18 protein-coding genes are annotated in these 18,454 nt (G+C 67.7%); 8 read left to right on the forward strand and 10 right to left on the reverse strand.

The annotated features are described in order from the left end of the window. Nucleotides 1-82: 82 nt before the first annotated feature. Together C693_RS0111550 and C693_RS0111555 are read right to left on the reverse strand one after the other, a co-directional pair. Nucleotides 83-1,546 (reverse strand): hypothetical protein, encoded by a 1,464-nt coding sequence (locus C693_RS0111550; RefSeq protein WP_198506866.1) that lies wholly within the window; start codon nucleotides 1,544-1,546, stop codon nucleotides 83-85. Beyond that, complete coding sequence (locus tag C693_RS0111555) at nucleotides 1,543-2,718, reverse strand: prohibitin family protein (RefSeq protein ID WP_017462436.1); 1,176 nt, start codon at nucleotides 2,716-2,718, stop codon at nucleotides 1,543-1,545. The genes C693_RS0111550 and C693_RS0111555 overlap by 4 nt, the downstream gene beginning before the upstream one ends. Nucleotides 2,719-3,046: 328 nt before the next feature. Here C693_RS0111555 and C693_RS0111560 point away from each other — a divergent pair, with 328 nt between their 5' ends. Beyond that, nucleotides 3,047-3,526 (forward strand): VOC family protein, encoded by a 480-nt coding sequence (locus C693_RS0111560; protein ID WP_017462437.1) that lies wholly within the window; start codon nucleotides 3,047-3,049, stop codon nucleotides 3,524-3,526. Nucleotides 3,527-3,682: 156 nt separating this feature from the next. Here the strand turns inward: C693_RS0111560 and C693_RS0111565 are convergent, their stop codons facing one another. Further along, nucleotides 3,683-4,120 (reverse strand): DUF2846 domain-containing protein, encoded by a 438-nt coding sequence (locus tag C693_RS0111565; RefSeq protein ID WP_017462438.1) that lies wholly within the window; start codon nucleotides 4,118-4,120, stop codon nucleotides 3,683-3,685. A 333-nt stretch (nucleotides 4,121-4,453) separates the two neighbouring features. On the opposite strand from C693_RS0111565, the gene C693_RS21650 reads away from it, so the two are divergent. Next, nucleotides 4,454-5,347 carry a hypothetical protein gene (locus C693_RS21650; RefSeq protein ID WP_017462439.1) on the forward strand — a complete coding sequence of 298 codons (894 nt, stop codon included), beginning with the start codon at nucleotides 4,454-4,456 and terminating at the stop codon, nucleotides 5,345-5,347. Here the strand turns inward: C693_RS21650 and C693_RS0111575 are convergent. The 6 genes from C693_RS0111575 to C693_RS0111600 all read right to left on the reverse strand — a co-directional run bounded on the left by C693_RS0111575 (nucleotide 5,326) and on the right by C693_RS0111600 (nucleotide 10,374). Next, nucleotides 5,326-7,086, reverse strand: coding sequence for a hypothetical protein (locus C693_RS0111575; RefSeq protein ID WP_017462440.1), 1,761 nt, complete (start codon nucleotides 7,084-7,086; stop codon nucleotides 5,326-5,328). The two genes, C693_RS21650 and C693_RS0111575, sit on opposite strands and share 22 nt — an antisense overlap. Before the next feature lie 333 nt (nucleotides 7,087-7,419). After that, complete coding sequence (locus C693_RS24020) at nucleotides 7,420-7,563, reverse strand: hypothetical protein (RefSeq protein WP_020379886.1); 144 nt, start codon at nucleotides 7,561-7,563, stop codon at nucleotides 7,420-7,422. 82 nt (nucleotides 7,564-7,645) lie between these two features. Next, complete coding sequence (locus tag C693_RS0111585) at nucleotides 7,646-8,296, reverse strand: class I SAM-dependent methyltransferase (protein WP_017462442.1); 651 nt, start codon at nucleotides 8,294-8,296, stop codon at nucleotides 7,646-7,648. 340 nt (nucleotides 8,297-8,636) lie between these two features. Beyond that, nucleotides 8,637-8,840: a hypothetical protein gene (locus C693_RS0111590; RefSeq protein ID WP_017462443.1), complete on the reverse strand. Its 204-nt coding sequence runs from the start codon at nucleotides 8,838-8,840 to the stop codon at nucleotides 8,637-8,639. 87 nt (nucleotides 8,841-8,927) lie between these two features. Beyond that, nucleotides 8,928-9,233 carry a hypothetical protein gene (locus tag C693_RS0111595; RefSeq protein WP_017462444.1) on the reverse strand — a complete coding sequence of 102 codons (306 nt, stop codon included), beginning with the start codon at nucleotides 9,231-9,233 and terminating at the stop codon, nucleotides 8,928-8,930. 253 nt (nucleotides 9,234-9,486) lie between these two features. Further along, nucleotides 9,487-10,374 carry a LysR substrate-binding domain-containing protein gene (locus C693_RS0111600; protein WP_017462445.1) on the reverse strand — a complete coding sequence of 296 codons (888 nt, stop codon included), beginning with the start codon at nucleotides 10,372-10,374 and terminating at the stop codon, nucleotides 9,487-9,489. 108 nt (nucleotides 10,375-10,482) lie between these two features. On the opposite strand from C693_RS0111600, the gene C693_RS0111605 reads away from it, so the two are divergent. The 4 genes from C693_RS0111605 to C693_RS0111620 all read left to right on the forward strand — a co-directional run bounded on the left by C693_RS0111605 (nucleotide 10,483) and on the right by C693_RS0111620 (nucleotide 13,586). Next, nucleotides 10,483-10,803, forward strand: a complete 321-nt coding sequence (locus C693_RS0111605) for a carboxymuconolactone decarboxylase family protein (RefSeq protein ID WP_017462446.1) — start codon at nucleotides 10,483-10,485, stop codon at nucleotides 10,801-10,803. Nucleotides 10,804-10,813: 10 nt separating this feature from the next. After that, on the forward strand, nucleotides 10,814-11,386 hold the full coding sequence (locus tag C693_RS0111610) for a DUF4865 family protein (protein WP_017462447.1): 573 nt from the start codon (nucleotides 10,814-10,816) through the stop codon (nucleotides 11,384-11,386). A 23-nt stretch (nucleotides 11,387-11,409) separates the two neighbouring features. Then, nucleotides 11,410-11,790, forward strand: coding sequence for a tautomerase family protein (locus C693_RS0111615; protein ID WP_017462448.1), 381 nt, complete (start codon nucleotides 11,410-11,412; stop codon nucleotides 11,788-11,790). A gap of 239 nt (nucleotides 11,791-12,029) precedes the next feature. Further along, complete coding sequence (locus C693_RS0111620) at nucleotides 12,030-13,586, forward strand: hypothetical protein (protein WP_017462449.1); 1,557 nt, start codon at nucleotides 12,030-12,032, stop codon at nucleotides 13,584-13,586. Nucleotides 13,587-14,022: 436 nt separating this feature from the next. Here C693_RS0111620 and C693_RS21655 read toward each other — a convergent pair whose 3' ends face one another. After that, nucleotides 14,023-15,552: a PLP-dependent aminotransferase family protein gene (locus C693_RS21655; RefSeq protein ID WP_241762664.1), complete on the reverse strand. Its 1,530-nt coding sequence runs from the start codon at nucleotides 15,550-15,552 to the stop codon at nucleotides 14,023-14,025. Between the two features lie 278 nt (nucleotides 15,553-15,830). On the opposite strand from C693_RS21655, the gene C693_RS0111630 reads away from it, so the two are divergent. Both C693_RS0111630 and C693_RS0111635 read left to right on the forward strand, forming a co-directional pair. Beyond that, nucleotides 15,831-17,480: an alpha/beta fold hydrolase gene (locus C693_RS0111630; protein ID WP_100243700.1), complete on the forward strand. Its 1,650-nt coding sequence runs from the start codon at nucleotides 15,831-15,833 to the stop codon at nucleotides 17,478-17,480. Nucleotides 17,481-17,658: 178 nt separating this feature from the next. Beyond that, nucleotides 17,659-18,201 carry a DUF2058 domain-containing protein gene (locus C693_RS0111635; protein ID WP_017462452.1) on the forward strand — a complete coding sequence of 181 codons (543 nt, stop codon included), beginning with the start codon at nucleotides 17,659-17,661 and terminating at the stop codon, nucleotides 18,199-18,201. Nucleotides 18,202-18,454 lie beyond the last annotated feature (253 nt).

Raw genomic sequence — 18,454 nt, forward strand, 5'->3', positions numbered from 1 at the left:
TGCTCGCGGCGCGTCCGGGATGCGGCTCGCCCGGGCCGAGGGCGGATCGCCCCGCGACACCGACGCTGGCGCGGGGCGCCGCTCATTCCCGCAGGCTCACCGTCTGGCTCTTCCACACCGCGTCCTCGTGGCGATAGAAAAGGCTCAGCGAGGAAGGCTTGTCCGCTTGCCGGGTGGCCATCAGGGTCGCCATGTCGAGCACCTCGAAGCGATGGATGAAGCGACCGTCGACCCTCGCCTCACGCGCGGCGAGCATCAGATGGCTGTGCGGCACCCAGCCGGCGAACTCGATGTAGCCCAGGCGAGGATCGTCGTCCGCAGGCGGAACCACATCCACCACCCACTGCTGCCCGACCCGGTGGAACAACCAGAGCTCGCGCCAGCTGGGCATCGGCTGCACCGCCAGCGCCAGCGCGGTGCCCTGCGGATTGGCCCGCGCCGAGCTCACCCAGACCGTCCCGTACGTGCAGCGCTGCAGCAGCGGCGAGCTGTCGGCGTGCTTGCGATCGACCAGCTTGATGCAGGTCTCGCCTGGGCGCCCCGCCGCCGTGACGATGTGCAGCCCCGCGCCCGGCTTGAGTTCCGCCTCGGCCGCCCATCTCGATGCACCCACGCGCATGGCCGCATCGTTGTAGGCGGCGCGGTCGCGCTCGACCAGCGTGTGGGTATCGACCGCCGCCAGCTCATCGAGCGCGCGGGCGGCCGCCTGCCTGGCCGGCTGCTGGCGACGCGAGTGCTCGAAGGCAATCTGCGCCCACACCGACGCCATCCGCATGTGCAGACGGTTCTGTACGTAGCGCGGCAAGTCTCCACTCGGCACACGCTCAAGCAGGTCGGCGCGCCATGTGTCGAAGGCATCCCGTTGCACCGGCGTGAGCGCCGGATCGACACAACCCGGATCGGTCAGCGCCAGCGCAGCAGTCGCCTTCTGGATGGCCGTGGCCGGCAAGGCCATGACGCGACGGAACGCCTCGCCGTCGTAGCACAGGGTCATGCGGCCATCGCGATCGATGCTGCGAATCACCACCCCATAGTCGGCCACCACTTCCAGTTGTCCGGACAGGCGCTGCTCGGCCGACTTGTCATGATTGGCCGACGCCCGCCGGGCCAGGCGGGCGGCCATCACACCCAGCGCATCGAATGGCTCGGCATCGATCGCATGGCCCGGCGCGGCCTTCAGGTAGGCCGCCGTGTAGGCGATGCCCAGCGCCTCGCTGCCCGGCATGTCGCGCAGAAACCGCACGACCGACAGCAGCGCCGGCGCATCCTCGGTGTGGGTGGGAAGCAGGTGCACCTGGCCGACACGCACGAAGCCCGCGCGCTCGATGCGGTGGTCGTACACCTGCAGATAGTCCAGCGAACGCCCCCGCACCTCCAGACTCTCGCCCTGCCACAGCAGCGCATGCCGGGCGGACGAGTCACTGGCCCGAGCGCGCAAGGCAACGCTGTCCTGGGTGACGACCGCCAGTGGATATCCGGCCGGTGCGGACTGCGCGTGGACCAGACCCACGCACAGGAGCGGCAATATCCAGCGACGCGCCCTCATGGTGCGTTGCCGGCAGCCACGGCCTTGCGCGGCGCGCCATCGATCAGGGCCTGGCCGATGAACCCACCGGTCGCCGGCGGCGGCGCGATGATCACCGAGATCTTGTCCGACAGCTTGTCGGCCAGGGTCTTCTGGATCAGCAGCGGATGCTTGTCGATCAGGCCGCCGTCGCGCTCGAGCTGCTCGCTGTTGACCTTGCCGATCTGCTCCAGGCGGTAGGCATCGGCATCGGCCAGCTTGCGCCGCGAATCGGCTTCGCCGGCCGCCTCGATCCGCCGTGCCTCGGCCTCGCCCCTGGCGGCGCGGATACGCGCGGCGCTCTCCGCTTCGGCTTCCAGCTCGCGCTGCTCGATCTGCTTGCGCTTGAAAGGCAGCACGTGCTTCATCGCCTCTTCCTGGCCCTTGGCGGCAATCACCTGCTCGTCGGCCGCCGCCTCGGCGGCGGTCTCCCGCTGCGCCTTCTCGGCCTCCGCCTGCAGCCTGGACTCCTGCACCTGCTTGGCCTTCAGCTGCAGCGTGTACTGCATCTGCTCGGTTTCCAGTTCGGTGGCCAGCACCTTGTTCATGCCGTCGCGGTAGTCCGGCGGCAGGTCGACATTGCCCATCATCACGTTGCGCAGGACGATCCCGTCGGCCGCCAGCATCGGCTTGAGCTCGCTCTCGATCACGCCCTGGATCTCCTGACGCTTGGTCGAGAAGATCTCGCGCACGGTGTAGCGCGTGAACACCTTGTAGATCACCCCCTGCACCAGCGGCTCGACCAGGTCGTGGCCGATGTGGTCCGGCAGGGATTTCGCCACCTTCGGCAGCGTGGCCGGATCCACCGCGTAGCGGATCGCCAGTTCGACCCCGATCGACAGCCCCTCCGATGACTGGAACGGTGCCGAACCGTTCGCCTTGGCGCTGCGCTCGGGACGATAGATCTGGTCCTGCAACGGGAAGGTGCGCAGGCTGTGGATGCCCGGAATCATCAGGCACACGCCCTCGCCCACCTCGGTCACTGATCCGGTCCAGGCATTCAGGCGGACGCCGACCTGCTGCGGTCCGACCGTCGCGATCGGTGGATGCCGGTACAGCTCGTATCCGCCCACTGCGATCAAGGCCAGCACCAGCACCTTGCGATTGAGCACGCGCGCCGCCGCTGCCCTGAGCTTGTTCGAATGGTCCGCCATGCTGCTCCCTCCCTGTGTCGTGTCGGTCGAATCGCTCCGCTCACGGTCCCGGCATGCGCCCTGCGCCGGAATCACGATGCCGGACGCCTGTGCGCCGCGAGCTCGTGCCAAGTAGGCGGCCAGGCGCGGTGGCGGGCCGGTCCGGAATACGGCAAGGCAGGGACCAGATATGGCGGCCTGCGGGCGGAGCACGGACCCGGCGGGGGCCTCGAACGCGGGCCAGTCGGTCCCGCGTGTCTGCAAGCAACCCCGGCAGCTTGTCGATCCGCCAGGATGTCATCCGTCGAAAGGATGAAACGCCCATCGCCCCTCGAACAGGAGATACGACATGACCGCCAAGAACACGATCTGTCTGTGGTACGACGGCACCGCGCTGGAAGCGGCGACCTTCTACGCCGAAACGTTTCCGGACAGTACGGTGCATGCGGTGCACCGCGCGCCCGGCGACTACCCTGCCGGCAGGCAGGGCGACGTGCTGACGGTGGAGTTCACGGTGATGGGCATCCCGTGCCTGGGGCTCAACGGCGGCCCGGCGTTCCGCCACAGCGAGGCGTTCTCGTTCCAGGTGGCGACCGACGATCAGGCCGAAACCGACCGTCTCTGGGCCGCCATCATCGGCCATGGCGGCCAGCCGAGCGATTGCGGCTGGTGCAGGGACCGGTGGGGCCTTTCATGGCAGATCACCCCGCGCGCCCTCACCGAAGCGATCACCGACCCCGATCCCGCCGCGGCCAGGCGCGCGTTCGAGGCGATGATGACGATGGGCAAGATCGACATAGCGGCGATCGAGGCAGCACGGCGAGGATGATGCCCGCGTCACCGCATCGGCGAGCACCGAGGGCAGCCATGCGGGCTCCCCGTCCGGCGCACCCGCCATCCGTTGAAGCGGTCGATCGGTTACGGATGCCATGCCGGCAAAAAGAAAGGGCGGCCAGGCCGCCCTCCCCTCGTCCAGCCGGCGCGATCAGTTGATCAGCTTGGACTCGTCTACGCCTTTCTGTCCTTGCTGGGCATCCACCTGATGCAGGGCCGAGCGGGCAGAAAACATGCCCATCTTCACTTCCTGCCACACGTAGTAGATCTTGCCCGCAAGCATGTCGATGGAAAGCGTGGCGTCCTTTTCGGTCTTCGACGTGATGGTGTGCTGACCGGGCGGCAGCTCCTTGCGGACGTAAGTGTGGGCGGCGGTATCGCCCACGCTCACGCCGTCAACCAGCAGCGGCATCTTGATGGCTGCCCCCATGGTCTCGTTGCGGTAGATGTAGAGGACTGCGTTGTCGGGCGACGGCGTAAACGTCTTGGCCTGGGCATCGGCAGACGTACTGGCCATGGGCACACTGGCGCAGCCGCCCATCATCAGAGCCATCGACATCACGCCAAAAGCGATCAATTTGCGAAACATGAATTTCCCCCTGTGTGGATGCATCCCACCCACCGGGAATCATGGTTCCAGAGCGCAATGAGCACGCTGCCTCCATGCAAAGCCCGCCGGGCGAGAACGATACCGTCCCGATTTCCCCTGACGGCCGCACGATCCTACTCAAGCGGCCACGCGACCACCAGACTCCCGGGAGCACCTCGACGGCGCCCCCGGTCTCCGAGGAAGAACCGCCGCCCCGTGGCACGCCCGCCCCCGCCAGCCACCCCGAACCGACACCCGCCAGTGATGGCGGACGACGGGTACACTCCGGCCTGAAGGCTGCCTTCGGCCACGATTCACGCGTGCCATACGCCCATGCACCTGGACATCATCGACCACCCCGAAGATCCCGCCCTGGGCACGTTCTACGCAGCCTATCGCCGTGCCTTCGTGCTGCCCAACGAGACCGAGGAGCTGACCGGTTTCCAGACCTGCCTGGCACTCAACCACGGCGACGCACACGCACGGCTTCGGGCCGAATACGGGCCGTTCCGGGAAGCCTGCATCATTGCCCGCGATACTCCCGGCGGCACGATGGTGGGAGGCGCCAACCTCATCGCCCTGCGCCACGACCTCGCAGGACAGACCATGCTCACCGCCAACCTCAACTACATCTTCGTGCCCGCGCCGGCGCGAGGCCGGGGATGGTTCCCGCAATTGCTGCAGGCGGTGACCGCGGCAGTGCCCGACTTGCTTCGGATTCCATCGATCGACGCGGCGGCACTGGTCTTCATCGAGCAGAACGACCCCTTGCGCATGGATCCGGACGACTACGCCAGCGAGAGCGCGCATTCCGGCATCGACCAGTTCGACCGACTTCGCATATGGGCAGCACGCAAGGCGCGCGTGGTCGATTTCCCGTACGTGCAGCCAGCGCTGTCGCGCGACCAGTCCCCGGACGACGGACTGGTGTATTCGGTGATCGGTGCATCCGGTCCGATGCTCGACAGCTGCCTGCTCGCCAGCCATCTTCGGGGGTTCTTTGGCATCTCCGTGCTCAAGGGTGCCTCCCTCGCGGACGATGCCAGCGCCGCGACCCAGTTGGGCGCGCTCGCACAGGCCTGTCGGCAACGTGTGCCGATTCCGCTACTCGATCCGAGCCACGCCCTGAAGACGCTGGATGCCGATGCCGAACGCGCGCTGGTGCAGGCCGGTCCGGGCTCGCTCCGGGACTGGCTCCGTGCGCGTCAGTCGCCGAACGTCGCGTAGTGGGCGGCCACCAGCGTGGGCAGTTGGCATGCGGCGTAATCGTGGTGGCCGGGCCGGCCGTCGAAATGATCGAACTGCAGAATATTTTCCTCCAGCAGCCGGCGGCCGTTCGGGTCGCCGCGCTCCGCGGACTGCCGCAGCGCCTGCTTGATCAGTTCACGCATGCTCGGCCCGCCGCCCCATTCGGGATGGGCCAGCGGATAGCCGCAGCCCGGTTCGTCGATGGCACAGGCAAATGCGAAGCGGTGGCGGAACTCTCCCGGCGGATGACGTTCCACCAGCCGCGAGAATGCGGCGACGGTCTTGGCGGCGAGCTGCCGCTTGCCGAAGGCGCAACTCTCGCGATCGGCCAGGTTGCCGTGCTCGAAGAACGGCACGAAATCCTTCCAGCGCTGCGAGGACTTGCCGAGGATTTCGCTGAGCGGGCGCCAGGCATCGCCGGCACGACCGAGCAACACGAAACCGACCCACAGGTACGCCGAGTAGTAGCGTGACGGCATGGCGGCATCGTCCAGGGCGATGCGCCCGTAACGGCGTTCCTCGCGCTTCAGGCTACCCTTGATGGAGGCCTCGGACTCGATGCCCGAGATGAACAGCACCGGCCGCTCGTCCTGCCCACCACCCCAACTCGCGCGGGCAGCCTTGGGCAAGGCGTTCACGCGACGACCGTCTTCGCTGTGCAGGCTGCCGGACAGACGCAGCTGCCCCAGCACGTTGGCGGGAACGGCCATCGCCTCCAGCGGCCGCGATTGTGCATCGTTCTCGCCGTTGCTTCGACAGGCTCGGTCGTAGTCGACCTCGGCATGCGCCAGCTTATGCAGTTGTGCGGCGATGGCAGCGGCCTCGCCCACCACCTCGATACTGTTGTTCTCGTCGCCGAAGCCGTACTGCAGTACGCGGTAGCGGGCATCCCACTGGCGGCATCCACAGATCGGAATACTCGGACCCCAGAGCAGCCAGCAGTTGTAGATGAACATCTGGATCTGGCGCAGGTCCAGCGATGCCGCGCCCATCGCGATCCCCTCGTAATCCATCGCATCGCGATCGAACGCACGCAGGATCGGCCCCCACTTGTCGTTGAACTCCACCAGTAGCCCGGTCAAGAGATGCAGCGGCGCGATGAAGCCGGACGACACCTCGATGGCGCACAGGAAATGGTCGCGATACCCCTCCTCGATACCTTCGCCGCGCAGGATATCGAAGTAGCGCTGGACTTCCGCCATGCGCGCGTTGATCTGCGCCGGGTTGTCGAGATAGATCGTCCAGTCACCCTCCTTGGCGACAAACCGGCGCATCTGCGCGCGCCACTGTCGCAGGCGCGCATGATGGGCGCGCCTGGCCAGCCGACGGCCGCGCCGGCCTCTCTCCGGGGCGAACTCCGGAACGCCGCGGTCGGGATGATCGTCGGGCAGCGGCCAACGAAAGTCCGGCATGGGATCGAACAACTCGTGCTCCATGCGCAGGCGCGTCCGGCGAACCAGTGTGCGCCGGTCACGCTTGGTCAGCGCCCCGTCCGTGAAAGCCAACAGCAGCAGCGTCGCCAGCACCGAACGCATCCCGGCTCCGGCACCTCCACGGCGCAAATCGCGCACCAGCCGGTAGCAGTGACCAAAATCGAGTATCGACAGGCGGGCGATCACCAGCAGTGAAAACACCGCCAATGCAAGGCTGAGCAGCCCCGGCCACTTCGCGGCCTCACCAGAAATCGCGTCCAGGACGACGAGCAAGTCTTCGCGCATGGCTCCCCCCTTGCGCCGGATCTAGCGGGCTAGTGGCTATCGCACCCCGACTGACCCGCCCAGCCCGCTGCGCGGTCTGCTTCCGGTACTCGTCCGCGCTCGCTCTCGATGTCGATCCGATCAAGCGAACTCAGCGGACAGCGTGCACTGTCCGAGATGTGTGGCCAGACTGCAACATCGGCCATGGCGTCAGTGAGCAGGCCAGATCGCGCGACCCGGGGAAGCGCCGCCCATGCCCGCAGACCCGCTAACCATTCTGCGGATCCGCTCCGGTGGGCGGTCCAACCCGGCAGGTGGCCACTTTTCGGACCACCATCCGACGGCAGGGTCCGACTAACCCCTCATGACTTTCCCGGACTGGTCGGCGGACTTGTCGCCCTCGCGCCCGGATTGCTTCTTCGACTGTTTCTGGTCTTTCTGCTTCTTCTTGGCGATTTCGCGCTGCCGCTTTTCGAACGCATAGTTGATCTTGGCCAATGTGTCTTTCCTTTGGTTTGGGGGGAGAAAACGGTCGACAACGATGCAACGCAGGGCCTGCACGGCCATGCGTGGCGATGGGCTAGCGTTGGTATCGGAGCAGGCGACCGCGGTAGGGAGGGACGTCGTTGTCGTCCATCGGGCAACGCACTTCGTCCAGGGCGAAGCCCTGTGCTGCCAGCATGCGGTTGAAGTCCGCGCAGTGCCCGCTTCCGGGATCGGTCACCAGCACTTCCGCCTTTCGGTCGGCATGCCGTTCCACCACCCCGGCCAGCAGCCATGCCTGGTCGCGCTCGTACAGCACGTCGCTGGCGATGATCAGGTCGAAATGGCCAAGCGACGGCGTCGGCACGTCCCAGCGCAGCGCGCGATAACGCACGACAGGCAGCGCATTCAGTGCCGCGTTGTAGGCGAGAAACGACTCGGTCAAAGGGTGCATGTCCGAAGCCACGACATTGGCGCCACGCCGCTGCAGCACCAGGCTGGCCAATCCGATACCGCAGCCGAGCTCGAGAATCCGCCGGCCAGCGATGTCGACCCGGAGCATGGCCTGGGCAAGCAGACGTCCGGACGGCCAGATCTGGCCGAACAGGCTCCACTGCGCGGGGGAGATGCCCAGCCGCCGGGCGTGGCCATCGGGGTCCGTGAACTGTTGTTTGTCGCTGAGTACACGCAGCCGGTAGGTGAGTCCTCCGACATACACCTTTTCGCTGCGGGTGGAATAACCTGGCATCGACTCTCCGGGAGCGTCATCCCGCAGGCCGCGGGCCACACATGAGGAAGAAGCGTGGCGTGCGGGCGCGAGGCGGCCGGGCGGAACGCGCGGGAAGATGCAGGTTGCAGGAATGCATCGTACACCCTCCGGGCAACCCGATGGCCGCAGCCTGCGCTGTCGCGGGGGAACCGCACGGGCACCAGACTCCTGGCGGGCGCGCCCAGCCACGCGGCCGACGCCAACAGAGCGCTTCCGGCATCCGGCGCTGGACCATGCACCGACCTCGGCCCGAGGCAGAGACGGGACGCCTCCGACGGAGGCGCACCCGGCACACGAGCCGATGGGATGCCTATCGGGGTCAGCGCTTGCCGAACCTCGACAGCTTGCCCAAGGGATCCAGCTTCGCCGGCTGCATTCCCGAATGCCCGGCGTCCCGCTTGAAATGCTCCGATCGCTTGTAGCTGGCCAGCGGGGACTTGGCGGCTTCGCCCTGTTTCGTGGGCGAACTTCCGTAGATCTCGTGGATGTCGGTCAGTGACAACGGCTTCAACGGTGACTTCATGGTGGTGTCCCGGTCGGAAAGGTGGAAAGGCGATCCCGAGAGGAACACTCGAGGACAAGAATCACACCCGGCCGCGCCGGATATGCGTTACGACGTCCGCGGCGCAAGAGCGTCCACGAGTTTCTTCAGCGCACCGGAGCCGTGGCTCAGTGCGACGACAAAGCTTCCGTATGCCTCGGGATGCTCGTCGAGGGCCCGGCAAAGACGGCACCATTGCGTGGCATCGATGCCCTCCCCCCTGTCGGCAGCACTCATGTCGCCAGACAGCAGTACGTCGAGGCGACGAATGGCCTGCTTCGCGGAAAAAGACACCGGCTGGCCAAACGCGGCCGCTTCGAGCACGGGCCGCGCAGTGAGATTGCACCAGTCGACCAGAGAACTGTGTTGGAGCATCGATGCCTCCACCCATGTACGGGATTGCGGCCGGCACCTGCCGGTGATGCTGACGGCTCCACCATACATCCCCCGGCGTTAATCAACTATCGGAATCGCCAAAGGGTGACCTGGACGACGTGCAACGCCCGCGCCGTCCGCGGGACGGGGGCGGCACGCCCCACCAGCCGTACCGTCCGCGACAGTGAAGGGCCGCGAACTCCGACGCGCCCTGCTCCGGCCATCGCGTCCTGCTGCCTGGGTGTCCAAAAACTCAGACCGACAGCGATGGCGACAGCGTGCCGACCAGGATCTCCGCCAGCCGGGCCACGGCCGCAGGCGGCTCGGCCTCGGCGCGATGCAGCGCCAGTCCCAGCATCGGCAATGCGGGCAGGCCCGCCTCCTTCGCGGTCAGCGCGCGCACGCCCGCCGGCAGGCCCAGCGGCGTGCGTACGCTCACCCCCAGCCCCGCCGTGACCGCCGCCCATGTGCCGGCAAGGCTGGCGCTGGTGAACGCTATACGCCAGGCGATGCCGGCGCGGTCCAGGGCGTCGATGGCGGCACGCCGCACCAGGCAGGGTGCATCCAGCACCACCAGCGGCAGCGCCTCTCCGCGCCGGCACAACCTTGGGGTGCGCGCGCCGGCCGAGCCGATCCAGCGCATCGGCAGCCGCGCCATGCGCTCGACATGCGGACTGCTCTCCTCGCCCTCCCAGGCCAGCACCAGGTCGAGCTTTCCGTGGTTCACCCCGTGAAGCAGCTCGGCATTGCGCGCGATGCGCGCCTCGATGCGCAGCTTCGGATGCGCGCGCGCGAAGCGACCCAGCACGGCGGGCAGCAGGGTCTCGCCGAAATCCTCCTGCAGGCCGAGCCGCACGCGGCCTTCCAGCTCCACCCCTCGCACCGCGGCGGCGGCCTCGTCGTTGAGCTCCAGCAGTCGCCGCGCATAGCCGAGCATCACCTCGCCCGTCTCGGTGAGCGCCATGCCACGCCCCGCCTTGCGCAACAACGGTCGCCCCGCCTGTTCCTCCAGCCGCTTCAGCTGCGCGCTGACCGCCGAGGTGGATCGACTGAGCCGCTCCGCGGCCTTGGCGAAGCTGCCCAGTTCCACGCCCTGCACGAAGCTGCGCAGGACGTCCGGATCGAAGGAGACGCGGCTCATCTGATCATCCCGCTTTTGTGGATTTAATGTTCAATAAATTCCGATTTTGGGGATCATCCTGCGGCGGTACGTTACGCGGCGTCAACCCACATCCGACGAGGCCGCACGATGCCGCACGATCCCCACCACGCCCGCAAGGCCATCGGCGACATCGCCCCCAAGCTGGCCGAGCTCACCGACGAGGTGCTGTTCGGCGATATCTGGGCACGCCCCGGGCTCGCCCCACGCGAACGCAGCATCGCCACGGTCGCCGCGCTGATCGCGCTCAACCGCGCGGAGCAGCTGGCGTTCCACCTGCGCCGCGCGCGGGACAACGGCCTGACCGATGAAGAGCTCGTCGAGCTGACCACCCACCTGGCCTTCTACGGCGGCTGGCCGGTGGCCATGTCCGCCCTCGCCGTGCTGCGCCAGCTCGACGACAGCCACTGAGGACGCCGCCATGCTCGCGATGCAGTACGAGATCACCCTGCCCGCCGACTACGACATGGCGGTCATCCGCCGCCGGATCGCCGAGAAGGGCCACCTGCTCGACGGCTTTCCCGGCCTCGGATTCAAGGCCTGGCTCTACTCGACGTCCGACGATCCGGTGCTGCCGGGCGGCACCAACCGCTACGCCCCCTTCTACCTGTGGCACGACGGCGAAGGCATGAACGCCTTCCTGGGCGGAGCCGGCTTTGCCGCGCTGGCACGGGACTTCGGACGTCCCGTCGTGCAGGCGTGGTCGGTCTGGCAGGCGCTGTCGTCGGGCGATCTGTCCACGGCGGTCTGCGCCAGCCGCGAGATCGTCCCCATCCCAGAGGACGCATGCATGGAACGTTGGCGGGAGCACGAGAGCGACATGGCCCATGCGGCCGTTACCGAAGGAGCACTGGCCGCCGTGACCGCATTCGAGCCCACCAGCTGGACGCTGGTGCGCTTCCGCCTGTGGCCCGACTTCCGCGCCGGGCTCACCGACAACGCATGCCGCCTCTACCGCGTAGGCCACGTCTCGCAAGCCGCGATCGCGCACTGACAACCACTCGAAGGAGAACCCCCATGCCCCTCGTCCGCATCTCGTTGCGTCGCGGCAAGCCCGCCGCCCATCTCGCCGCCCTGCGCAACGGCGTCTACGAAGCCATGCGCGAGACCTTCGGCGTGCCGGAGGACGACCGCTTCATCCTGGTCCACCAGCACGATCCCTCGGAGTTCGACTGCGATCCGCACTACCTCGGCATCGAGCGCAGCGACGACCTGGTCATCGTGCAGATCGTCTGCAACAACAGCCGCACGGTGGTGCAGAAGCAGGCTTTCTACCGCCGCGTCGCTGAGAAGCTCGCCGCCGACCCCGGGCTGCGTCCGGAAGACGTGTTCATCAACCTGGTGGAAACCGCGCGGGAGAACTGGTCCTTCGGCAACGGCATCGCGCAGTACGCATGAGGTGCCTGCCCGCGCCCGCGCCCGACGCGACGCGGCGCGGCGCGGCGATCGAGGATGCGCCGCCGGCGGCGCGACCGATGAACCGGCCGCCTGGATACCTGGCGTAGCGCGGCACCGTTGGCGATGGCAGGAGCCTCCGCAGCAGCGCAGCCCTGCCATCGGTCACGGCATGACTGACGCTACAGGCGGGCCTGCAGGCCGATCGCTAGGGTCTCCCCTTCCCCACTGCCGGAACGACCATGCCCGCCTTGTCCCGACGCACGTCCGCCCTCGTCATCGCCCTGGCTCCCCTGGTCGCCGTGCCCGCTGCCGCCGCCGGCAGCGCAACGGGCTGCGAAACGCTCGCGCCGCGTGCCTGTCTGGATACCGCCATCGACGCGATGGGCGGGCGTGCCCGGCTCGAGTCCGTGTCGCACATCGAATGGCAGGGCATGGGCCACACGCTGCTGATGGAGCAGTCCTATCGACAGGAACCGTTCCTGGCCTCCTACCAGCGCTACCACGAATGGCTGGACTTCACCGGCGCGCGCGTGCGCAGCGAGCAGACGCTGACCTGGCCGCAGGCCGGCGGCACCAGTCCCACCGACATCACCTCCACCCTGGTGATGACACCCCAGGGGGGCGATTACCGCAGCGGCGAGCGCAGCCAGCCACTGCCGGGCAGTGCCCGGGTCGTCCTGGACGAGCGGCTGCAGCTGGAGCCGATGCGCCTGCTGCTCACTGCCGATCACGCCACTCACCTGCGCTACGGAAAGCCGCAGATGCTGCACGGTGTCCTGCACACGAGCCTGGCGTTCGACGTGGACGGCCGCACCTGGCAGGTCCTGCTCGATCCGGTGACCCACCTGCCGGATGCGCTGCAGCGGACACGCACCTTCGACGACTTCTGGTACGCCTGGGGCGACGTCAGCGAGCAGATCGACTATGACAACTGGATCCTGGTCGACGGCATCCACTATCCGAGCACGCGCATCGAGGAGCGCAACGGCAAGGTCTGGCGCTCGACCCAGGTGCTCACGGTAACCATCGATGGAGCCACGCCAGCGGGCACCTTCGACACCACCCACGCGCGGCCGGCCGATGGGCCCATCGCCAGTCGCTGGGAGCAGCCGTTCGATGGCAAGCATCCGGTCGCACTGGCGCCGGGCGTGGACCTGTACCCCGGCGCCTGGAACACCGCACTGATCAGGCAGGACGACGGCGTGGTGGTGCTCGAGTCGCCGATCTCGCCGGTCTATACCGCGGGCCTGCTCGACCTGGCCAGGCAGCGCTATCCCGATCTTCCGATCAAGGCGGTGCTGACCACCTCCGATTCGTGGCCGCACGCCGGTGGCGTGCGCGAAGCGGTGGCCCGGCACCTGCCGATCTACGCGCTCGACCTCAACCTGCCCCTGCTGCAACGCCTGGTGGATGCGCCCCACCGGATCCACCCGGACCACCTTCAGCAACAGCCGGCCGCTCCCGAGTGGCGCAACGTGTCCGGCCGCACCGTGATCGGCAGCGGCACGCAACGGATCGAGCTTTACCCGCTGCGCGGCGCGGATACGGGCCGCCAGTACATGGTCTATTTCCCGGCATCCAGACTGCTGTACGCGAGCGACACGCTGGTGCTCGATCCGAAGTCCGGCGCGCTGTACCAGCCGGAGCTGATGGCCGAGGTGGCGCAGGCCGTCGACCGCGCGCACCTGGACGTGCGCACGGTGTTCGCCATGCATCAGGGGCCGACGCCCTGGAAGCAGGTGCTTGCCCTGCTCCAGGCTGCCAACCAGGGGCCCGGGGAAGGCGCCACGGATTGAACCGAACAACCGGGCGGGGGCGGGTTCACCTCCCTGCGCGAAACAGGTGAACCCGGCCCCGTCATCTTATTTTTCCTGGAGTTGCTGTGATCAAGACCGTCCCTCCGCTCCTGCTCCTCGCCTCCTTCGGTGACGTCCCTGCCGCCTGTGCGGCCGAAGCGCCGCCGCAACGAGGAAGATCTGATGCACAAGACCGATCCTGCGTTCACCGAGGACGCTCACAACATGTACCTGACGACCTGGGGTGAAGGGGCAGTTACGAGGAAATACAAGAAATTGACCGGCGCCCCGATTTCCGTGGTGGAACGTTGCGAGCCCTGCCCGCGCTTCCCTTTGCGTGATGCGAAGGGCACGGAAGCCTCCGCAAAGGAGCCACCATCGTCGTGGCAGACACTCCCGGCATCCAACCTCGCCCGGGTTGATGGCGGCGACGGGTTCAGCGCTCCGCCATCGCCAGACAGGCTTCCGCGAGCCGGGCCCCCGCTCGCCTCAGGTTTGCCTCGGAAATTCCGGCATAGCTGAGCACCAGCGTCACATGATCGGGCGGCATCCGGTGGAAGCGCTCGGCGGAACGAATACGCACGCCGCGCTCGAGGGCTCCGGCCATCAAGGCCCCGGTAGCACTGCGCGGCAACCGCGGCAGGTGCACGAAGAGCGATCCGCCCGCCACCGAGCCGGTCACCCTCATGGTGTCGCCCAGCCGGGCCTGCAGCGCGTCGTGCAAGGCGCGATGGCGAGGCGCCAGACGGTGGGCGGTACGCCGCAGATCACGCAGGTACTGGCCGCTGGTGATGCATGCGGCAAGCACGTGCTGCTGCATCGATATGCTGCCGCGGTCCGCCAGCCACTTCACCGCCAGGAACCGCTCGCGCAGCGAACGCGGCAACAACATGTAGCCCAGTTGCAGCGCAGGAAACAGGGAGCGCGCAAAGCTGCTCACGTGGATCACCCGGCCGTGGCGATCCAGCGACCACAACGACGGGGAGGTGCGCACGCCGAAGCGGTGCTCGCAGTCGAAATCGTCCTCCACCAGGCATGCGTCGTGGGCGTATGCCCATTGCAGCAAGGTGCGGCGCCGCTGCTCGGGCATGACCACGCCGGTGGGAAACTGGAATGACGGCGCGACGTTGACCAGCCGCACGCCGTCCAGGGCCGAGGCATGGCCCTCGATGTCCAGGCCGTGCGCGTCCACCCGGCACGGCACGACGCGCGCCCCCATCGCTTCGAACGTGTGCCGCACGCTCCAGTGGCAGGGTTCCTCCACGCCCACGCCTTCGCCTTCGCCTTCGTCGAGCAGGACGCGGGCGATGAGGTCGCGTGCCTGCTGGGCGCCGCTGACGATCAGGATGTCGTCCGGATCGACCTCGATCGCCCGCTCGATGCCCAGATAGCCGGCCACGGCCTTGCGCAGCGCGAGCGCGCCCTGCAGCTCGGGAAAGTCGGGGACATCGCGACGGCGCAGCAGGGCCATCAGGTTCTGCTTCCACGCCTTGAGGCTGCGCGGGTCGGACTTCACCCGGGGCTGCGCCAGATCGATCACCTCCCCCGAGAGTACCGGCGGACCTGCATCGGCCAAGGCGGGCAGCACGGCGCGCCGGGCCAGGCGCGACAGACGCGGCTCCCCGGGCACCGCGACGCACTCCGCCGCCGGCGCCCCGCCAGCGAACACGCTGACCGGGCGCGCGCTCACATAGGTACCGCTGCCGGAGCGCGAATCCAGATAGCCCTCGCTTTCCAGCTGGTCGTAAGCCATCAGCACCACGGTGCGGGAAACCCCCAGGGAGACAGCCATCGAACGGCTTCCCGGCAGGCACTCGCCCACCCGAAAGCGGCCCGAATCGATATCGCAACGGATCGACTCGGCGATCCGCACATACATCGGCTCGTCGTCCCGCCGCCTGCCTGCCATCCGCACTCCCCGGACCGACGCAAAGTGGTTACATCGAAAAAGCCCGCGACCGGTCATTTACGGTCCCGCCCGCACGGGTGAATGATGATGCCACGGCTGGCAGCGCCCCCACCCAGGCAAGGCCCGCCGCGGCAGACGCCCGCTCCGGGCAGTCCCGCCAGGGGAGAAGCGAATCGATCGTTCCAGAACAGACCAGGCGTCGCCCCGGCACCTCCGTGCGCCCGCCTTCGCCCGGTTCCGGGTCATGGCAACCCGCAACGCCATGGCGGTACGCACCGAGGGACCGGCGAGACCCGGATGTTTCGCGTGCCACCACTGACCAAGGAAACATGAAGATGAAGCTCTTTACGTTATCTGCGCGCACGCTGGCGTTGTTGATCGGCTGCGCGGGGTTCCCGTGGCTTGCCGGCGCGCATGGCGCGGGCATCGACGATCACAGCAGCGATCCGGCCTACGCCCGGTACTACCAGCAACCGGTGAACTGGGGCGACTGCCCGCCATCGCTGTTCACCGACGGCAGCACCATCCAGTGCGCCCTGGTCACGGTACCCGTCGACTGGGCCGATCCGGGCCAGGGAGACATCACCATCGGCATTTCCCGGCCACGCAATCCGCCGCCGCACTCCCGCCTGCTGCTCGTCAACGCGGGTGGTCCGGACAACTCCAGCGCGTCGATGGCGGAGATGCTCGAGCAATTGCAGCCGCAGATTCAGGCCGATCACCTGGTGGTCGGTGTCGACCTGCGCGGCATCAGCGACGGCCTGGGCACCCAGGTGAGCTGCAACTATGCGCAACGCAGCGGTGCCGAGAACTTCATGGACGGCGACAGCCGGAATCCCACGGCCGAGAGCGTGCAGGCGCAGCAGGACTGGTGGAACCGAACCATCAGTGCCTGCCTGCGGGAGCAGGCGACTTTCCTCAAGGGCATCAGCACACCCAGCCACGCGCGCGACCTGAATCTGGTGCGTGCCATCCTGGGGTTCCGGCATGCCGACCTGTTTGGCGTCTCCAGCGGCAGCAGCCTCATGGCCTACGCCAACCGCATGTTCCCCGGGCAGTTCGAGCGCGTGGTGCTCGACAGCAACATGAACTGGCTGCACCTGGACTGGCAGCAGCAGGCAGTTCACCGCGTGGCGATGGACCAGCTGAACCTGCAGCAGGCGTTCATCCCGTTCATCGCGCGGCACAACGACCAGTTCCACATGGGCACCACGCCGCAACAGGTAATGACCACCTTCCAGCGGATCTACCAGGCCGCGTCGGAGCACCGCATGGGCACCGTCACGCCGGACCAGGCGCTGGCTTCGCTGGACGGCACCGGCATGTGGGTGTTCTGGGATCTGCTGGTGTCGCCCTCGCTGAGTGCGATGTCCACGGCGCTGGACGGCAACCCGGCCGACATCGCCAACGCCGAACAGATGGCTGCGGTGACCTTTGCCGACCTGCGCACCCGGACCAGCTTCAACCCCATGGCCGACGTGCTCCAGTGCAACGACTCCGGCTCCACTGACAAGCGCAGCATCGCGCAGAAGATCGCCGACGTGCACCGCTACTGGGCCATCGGTGCATCCACGCTGGTGGACAAGTGCCAGCACTGGCCGTGGCGGCCGGCGCTCGACCGCCGGCTGGAGTCGCGCACCCGCGTGCGTGCGCTGATGGTGCAGAACGAGTTCGACCCGTCCACGCCTTACTCCCTGGCGTTCAAGGATCGACTCGAGAACGGACCGGTCTCCAGGATGGTGCTGGTCGACAATGCCACCACGCACGGCGTGATGTTCGATGACAACGCCTGCACCGCCAACGTCGAATTCGGCTATCTCAACTCCGGCGTCATGCCGGCACGGGACGTAGTCTGCCAGGCCGGGCCGATGCACTCGTTCGCCATGCACGATACCGTGACTTACGAATACGGCTACCGGGCCGCTGGCTGGTGGCTGCCGCCGCCGCCGAACATCCACAAGGTGAGCTGGCCGCTGGTTCCCTGAGCCTTCTGGACCGGACCGGCTTGAATCGGTGAAACGGGGGCAGAGTCGATTCGTCACCACGCTCGCTTCGAGAACGTGCACTCTGCCCCCCGTTTCCTGCTCGGATCAGGCGAACCGGACTCCGCTCCGTTCGACCACGGCACTACAATGGCCTGCCCATTCACGACGTGGCCCTACCGTGCGCAACCCCCTGCAGGATCAACTTCTCAAGGCAGGCCTGGTCAACAAGGCCAAGGTCAACCAGGTGGCGCGCGAGCAGGCCAAGCAGAAGCAGGGCAAGCAGGGCGCGGCGGTACCACGCGAGCAGAGCGTCGACGTCGAGCGCCTCAAGGCCGATCGCGCCGAACGCGACCGCGCGCTGGCCGCCGAGCGCAATGCCCAGGCCCGCGCCGCCGAGTTGCGTGCCCAGGTGCGGCAGATCATCGACACGCACAAGGTCAGGCGCAGCGGCGAGATCGACTACCGCTTCACCGACGGCAAGGCGATCCGCAGCGTGCTGGTGAACGAAGCCCTGCGCAGCCAGCTCGCCAGCGGCACGCTGGTGATCGCGCGGCTCGACCAGGGCTACGAACTGATCCCCCGCGCCGCAGCCGAGAAGATCTACGAGCGCGAAGCCGACGCCATCGTCCTCGATCACGGTCGCCATGCGCCTGACGCACCGGCCGGTGAGGACGACGCCTACTACGCCCGGTTCCAGGTGCCGGACGACCTGATCTGGTAGGTCAACACGCCGGCAGCGGAAAGCCGGTGTCGGACTCGACGCTTCAGCGCGGGGCGATGGCAAAGCGAGCCGCCTGATGCCTTTCCCTCCCACACGCGCGGCGTGTCACCCTGTTTCCTGCGACGGTCCCGACACGCGGCGCCGCGGAGGCTGACTGACGTGCACCGAGCCCCTCGTCCTGGAGGGACCGGACAGGCCCGGGGCCGCCCGCCTCGTCCTTCGAGCAGCCCCCCCCCCCCCGGGGGGCCCCCGG

It is taken from the genome of Dyella ginsengisoli LA-4 (genome assembly GCF_000334915.1).
Taxonomy (GTDB): domain Bacteria; phylum Pseudomonadota; class Gammaproteobacteria; order Xanthomonadales; family Rhodanobacteraceae; genus Dyella_A; species Dyella_A ginsengisoli_A.

Bases quoted from the DNA above. Each gene is read 5' to 3' on its own strand.
- C693_RS0111550 (WP_198506866.1), bottom strand. From the start codon at position 1,546: ATGAGGGCGCGTCGCTGGATATTGCCGCTCCTGTGCGTGGGTCTGGTC.
- C693_RS0111555 (WP_017462436.1), bottom strand. From the start codon at position 2,718: ATGGCGGACCATTCGAACAAGCTCAGGGCAGCGGCGGCGCGCGTGCTC.
- C693_RS0111560 (WP_017462437.1), top strand. From the start codon at position 3,047: ATGACCGCCAAGAACACGATCTGTCTGTGGTACGACGGCACCGCGCTG.
- C693_RS0111565 (WP_017462438.1), bottom strand. From the start codon at position 4,120: ATGTTTCGCAAATTGATCGCTTTTGGCGTGATGTCGATGGCTCTGATG.
- C693_RS21650 (WP_017462439.1), top strand. From the start codon at position 4,454: ATGCACCTGGACATCATCGACCACCCCGAAGATCCCGCCCTGGGCACG.
- C693_RS0111575 (WP_017462440.1), bottom strand. From the start codon at position 7,086: ATGCGCGAAGACTTGCTCGTCGTCCTGGACGCGATTTCTGGTGAGGCC.
- C693_RS0111585 (WP_017462442.1), bottom strand. From the start codon at position 8,296: ATGCCAGGTTATTCCACCCGCAGCGAAAAGGTGTATGTCGGAGGACTC.
- C693_RS0111590 (WP_017462443.1), bottom strand. From the start codon at position 8,840: ATGAAGTCACCGTTGAAGCCGTTGTCACTGACCGACATCCACGAGATC.
- C693_RS0111595 (WP_017462444.1), bottom strand. From the start codon at position 9,233: ATGCTCCAACACAGTTCTCTGGTCGACTGGTGCAATCTCACTGCGCGG.
- C693_RS0111600 (WP_017462445.1), bottom strand. From the start codon at position 10,374: ATGAGCCGCGTCTCCTTCGATCCGGACGTCCTGCGCAGCTTCGTGCAG.
- C693_RS0111605 (WP_017462446.1), top strand. From the start codon at position 10,483: ATGCCGCACGATCCCCACCACGCCCGCAAGGCCATCGGCGACATCGCC.
- C693_RS0111610 (WP_017462447.1), top strand. From the start codon at position 10,814: ATGCTCGCGATGCAGTACGAGATCACCCTGCCCGCCGACTACGACATG.
- C693_RS0111615 (WP_017462448.1), top strand. From the start codon at position 11,410: ATGCCCCTCGTCCGCATCTCGTTGCGTCGCGGCAAGCCCGCCGCCCAT.
- C693_RS0111620 (WP_017462449.1), top strand. From the start codon at position 12,030: ATGCCCGCCTTGTCCCGACGCACGTCCGCCCTCGTCATCGCCCTGGCT.
- C693_RS21655 (WP_241762664.1), bottom strand. From the start codon at position 15,552: ATGACCGGTCGCGGGCTTTTTCGATGTAACCACTTTGCGTCGGTCCGG.
- C693_RS0111630 (WP_100243700.1), top strand. From the start codon at position 15,831: ATGAAGCTCTTTACGTTATCTGCGCGCACGCTGGCGTTGTTGATCGGC.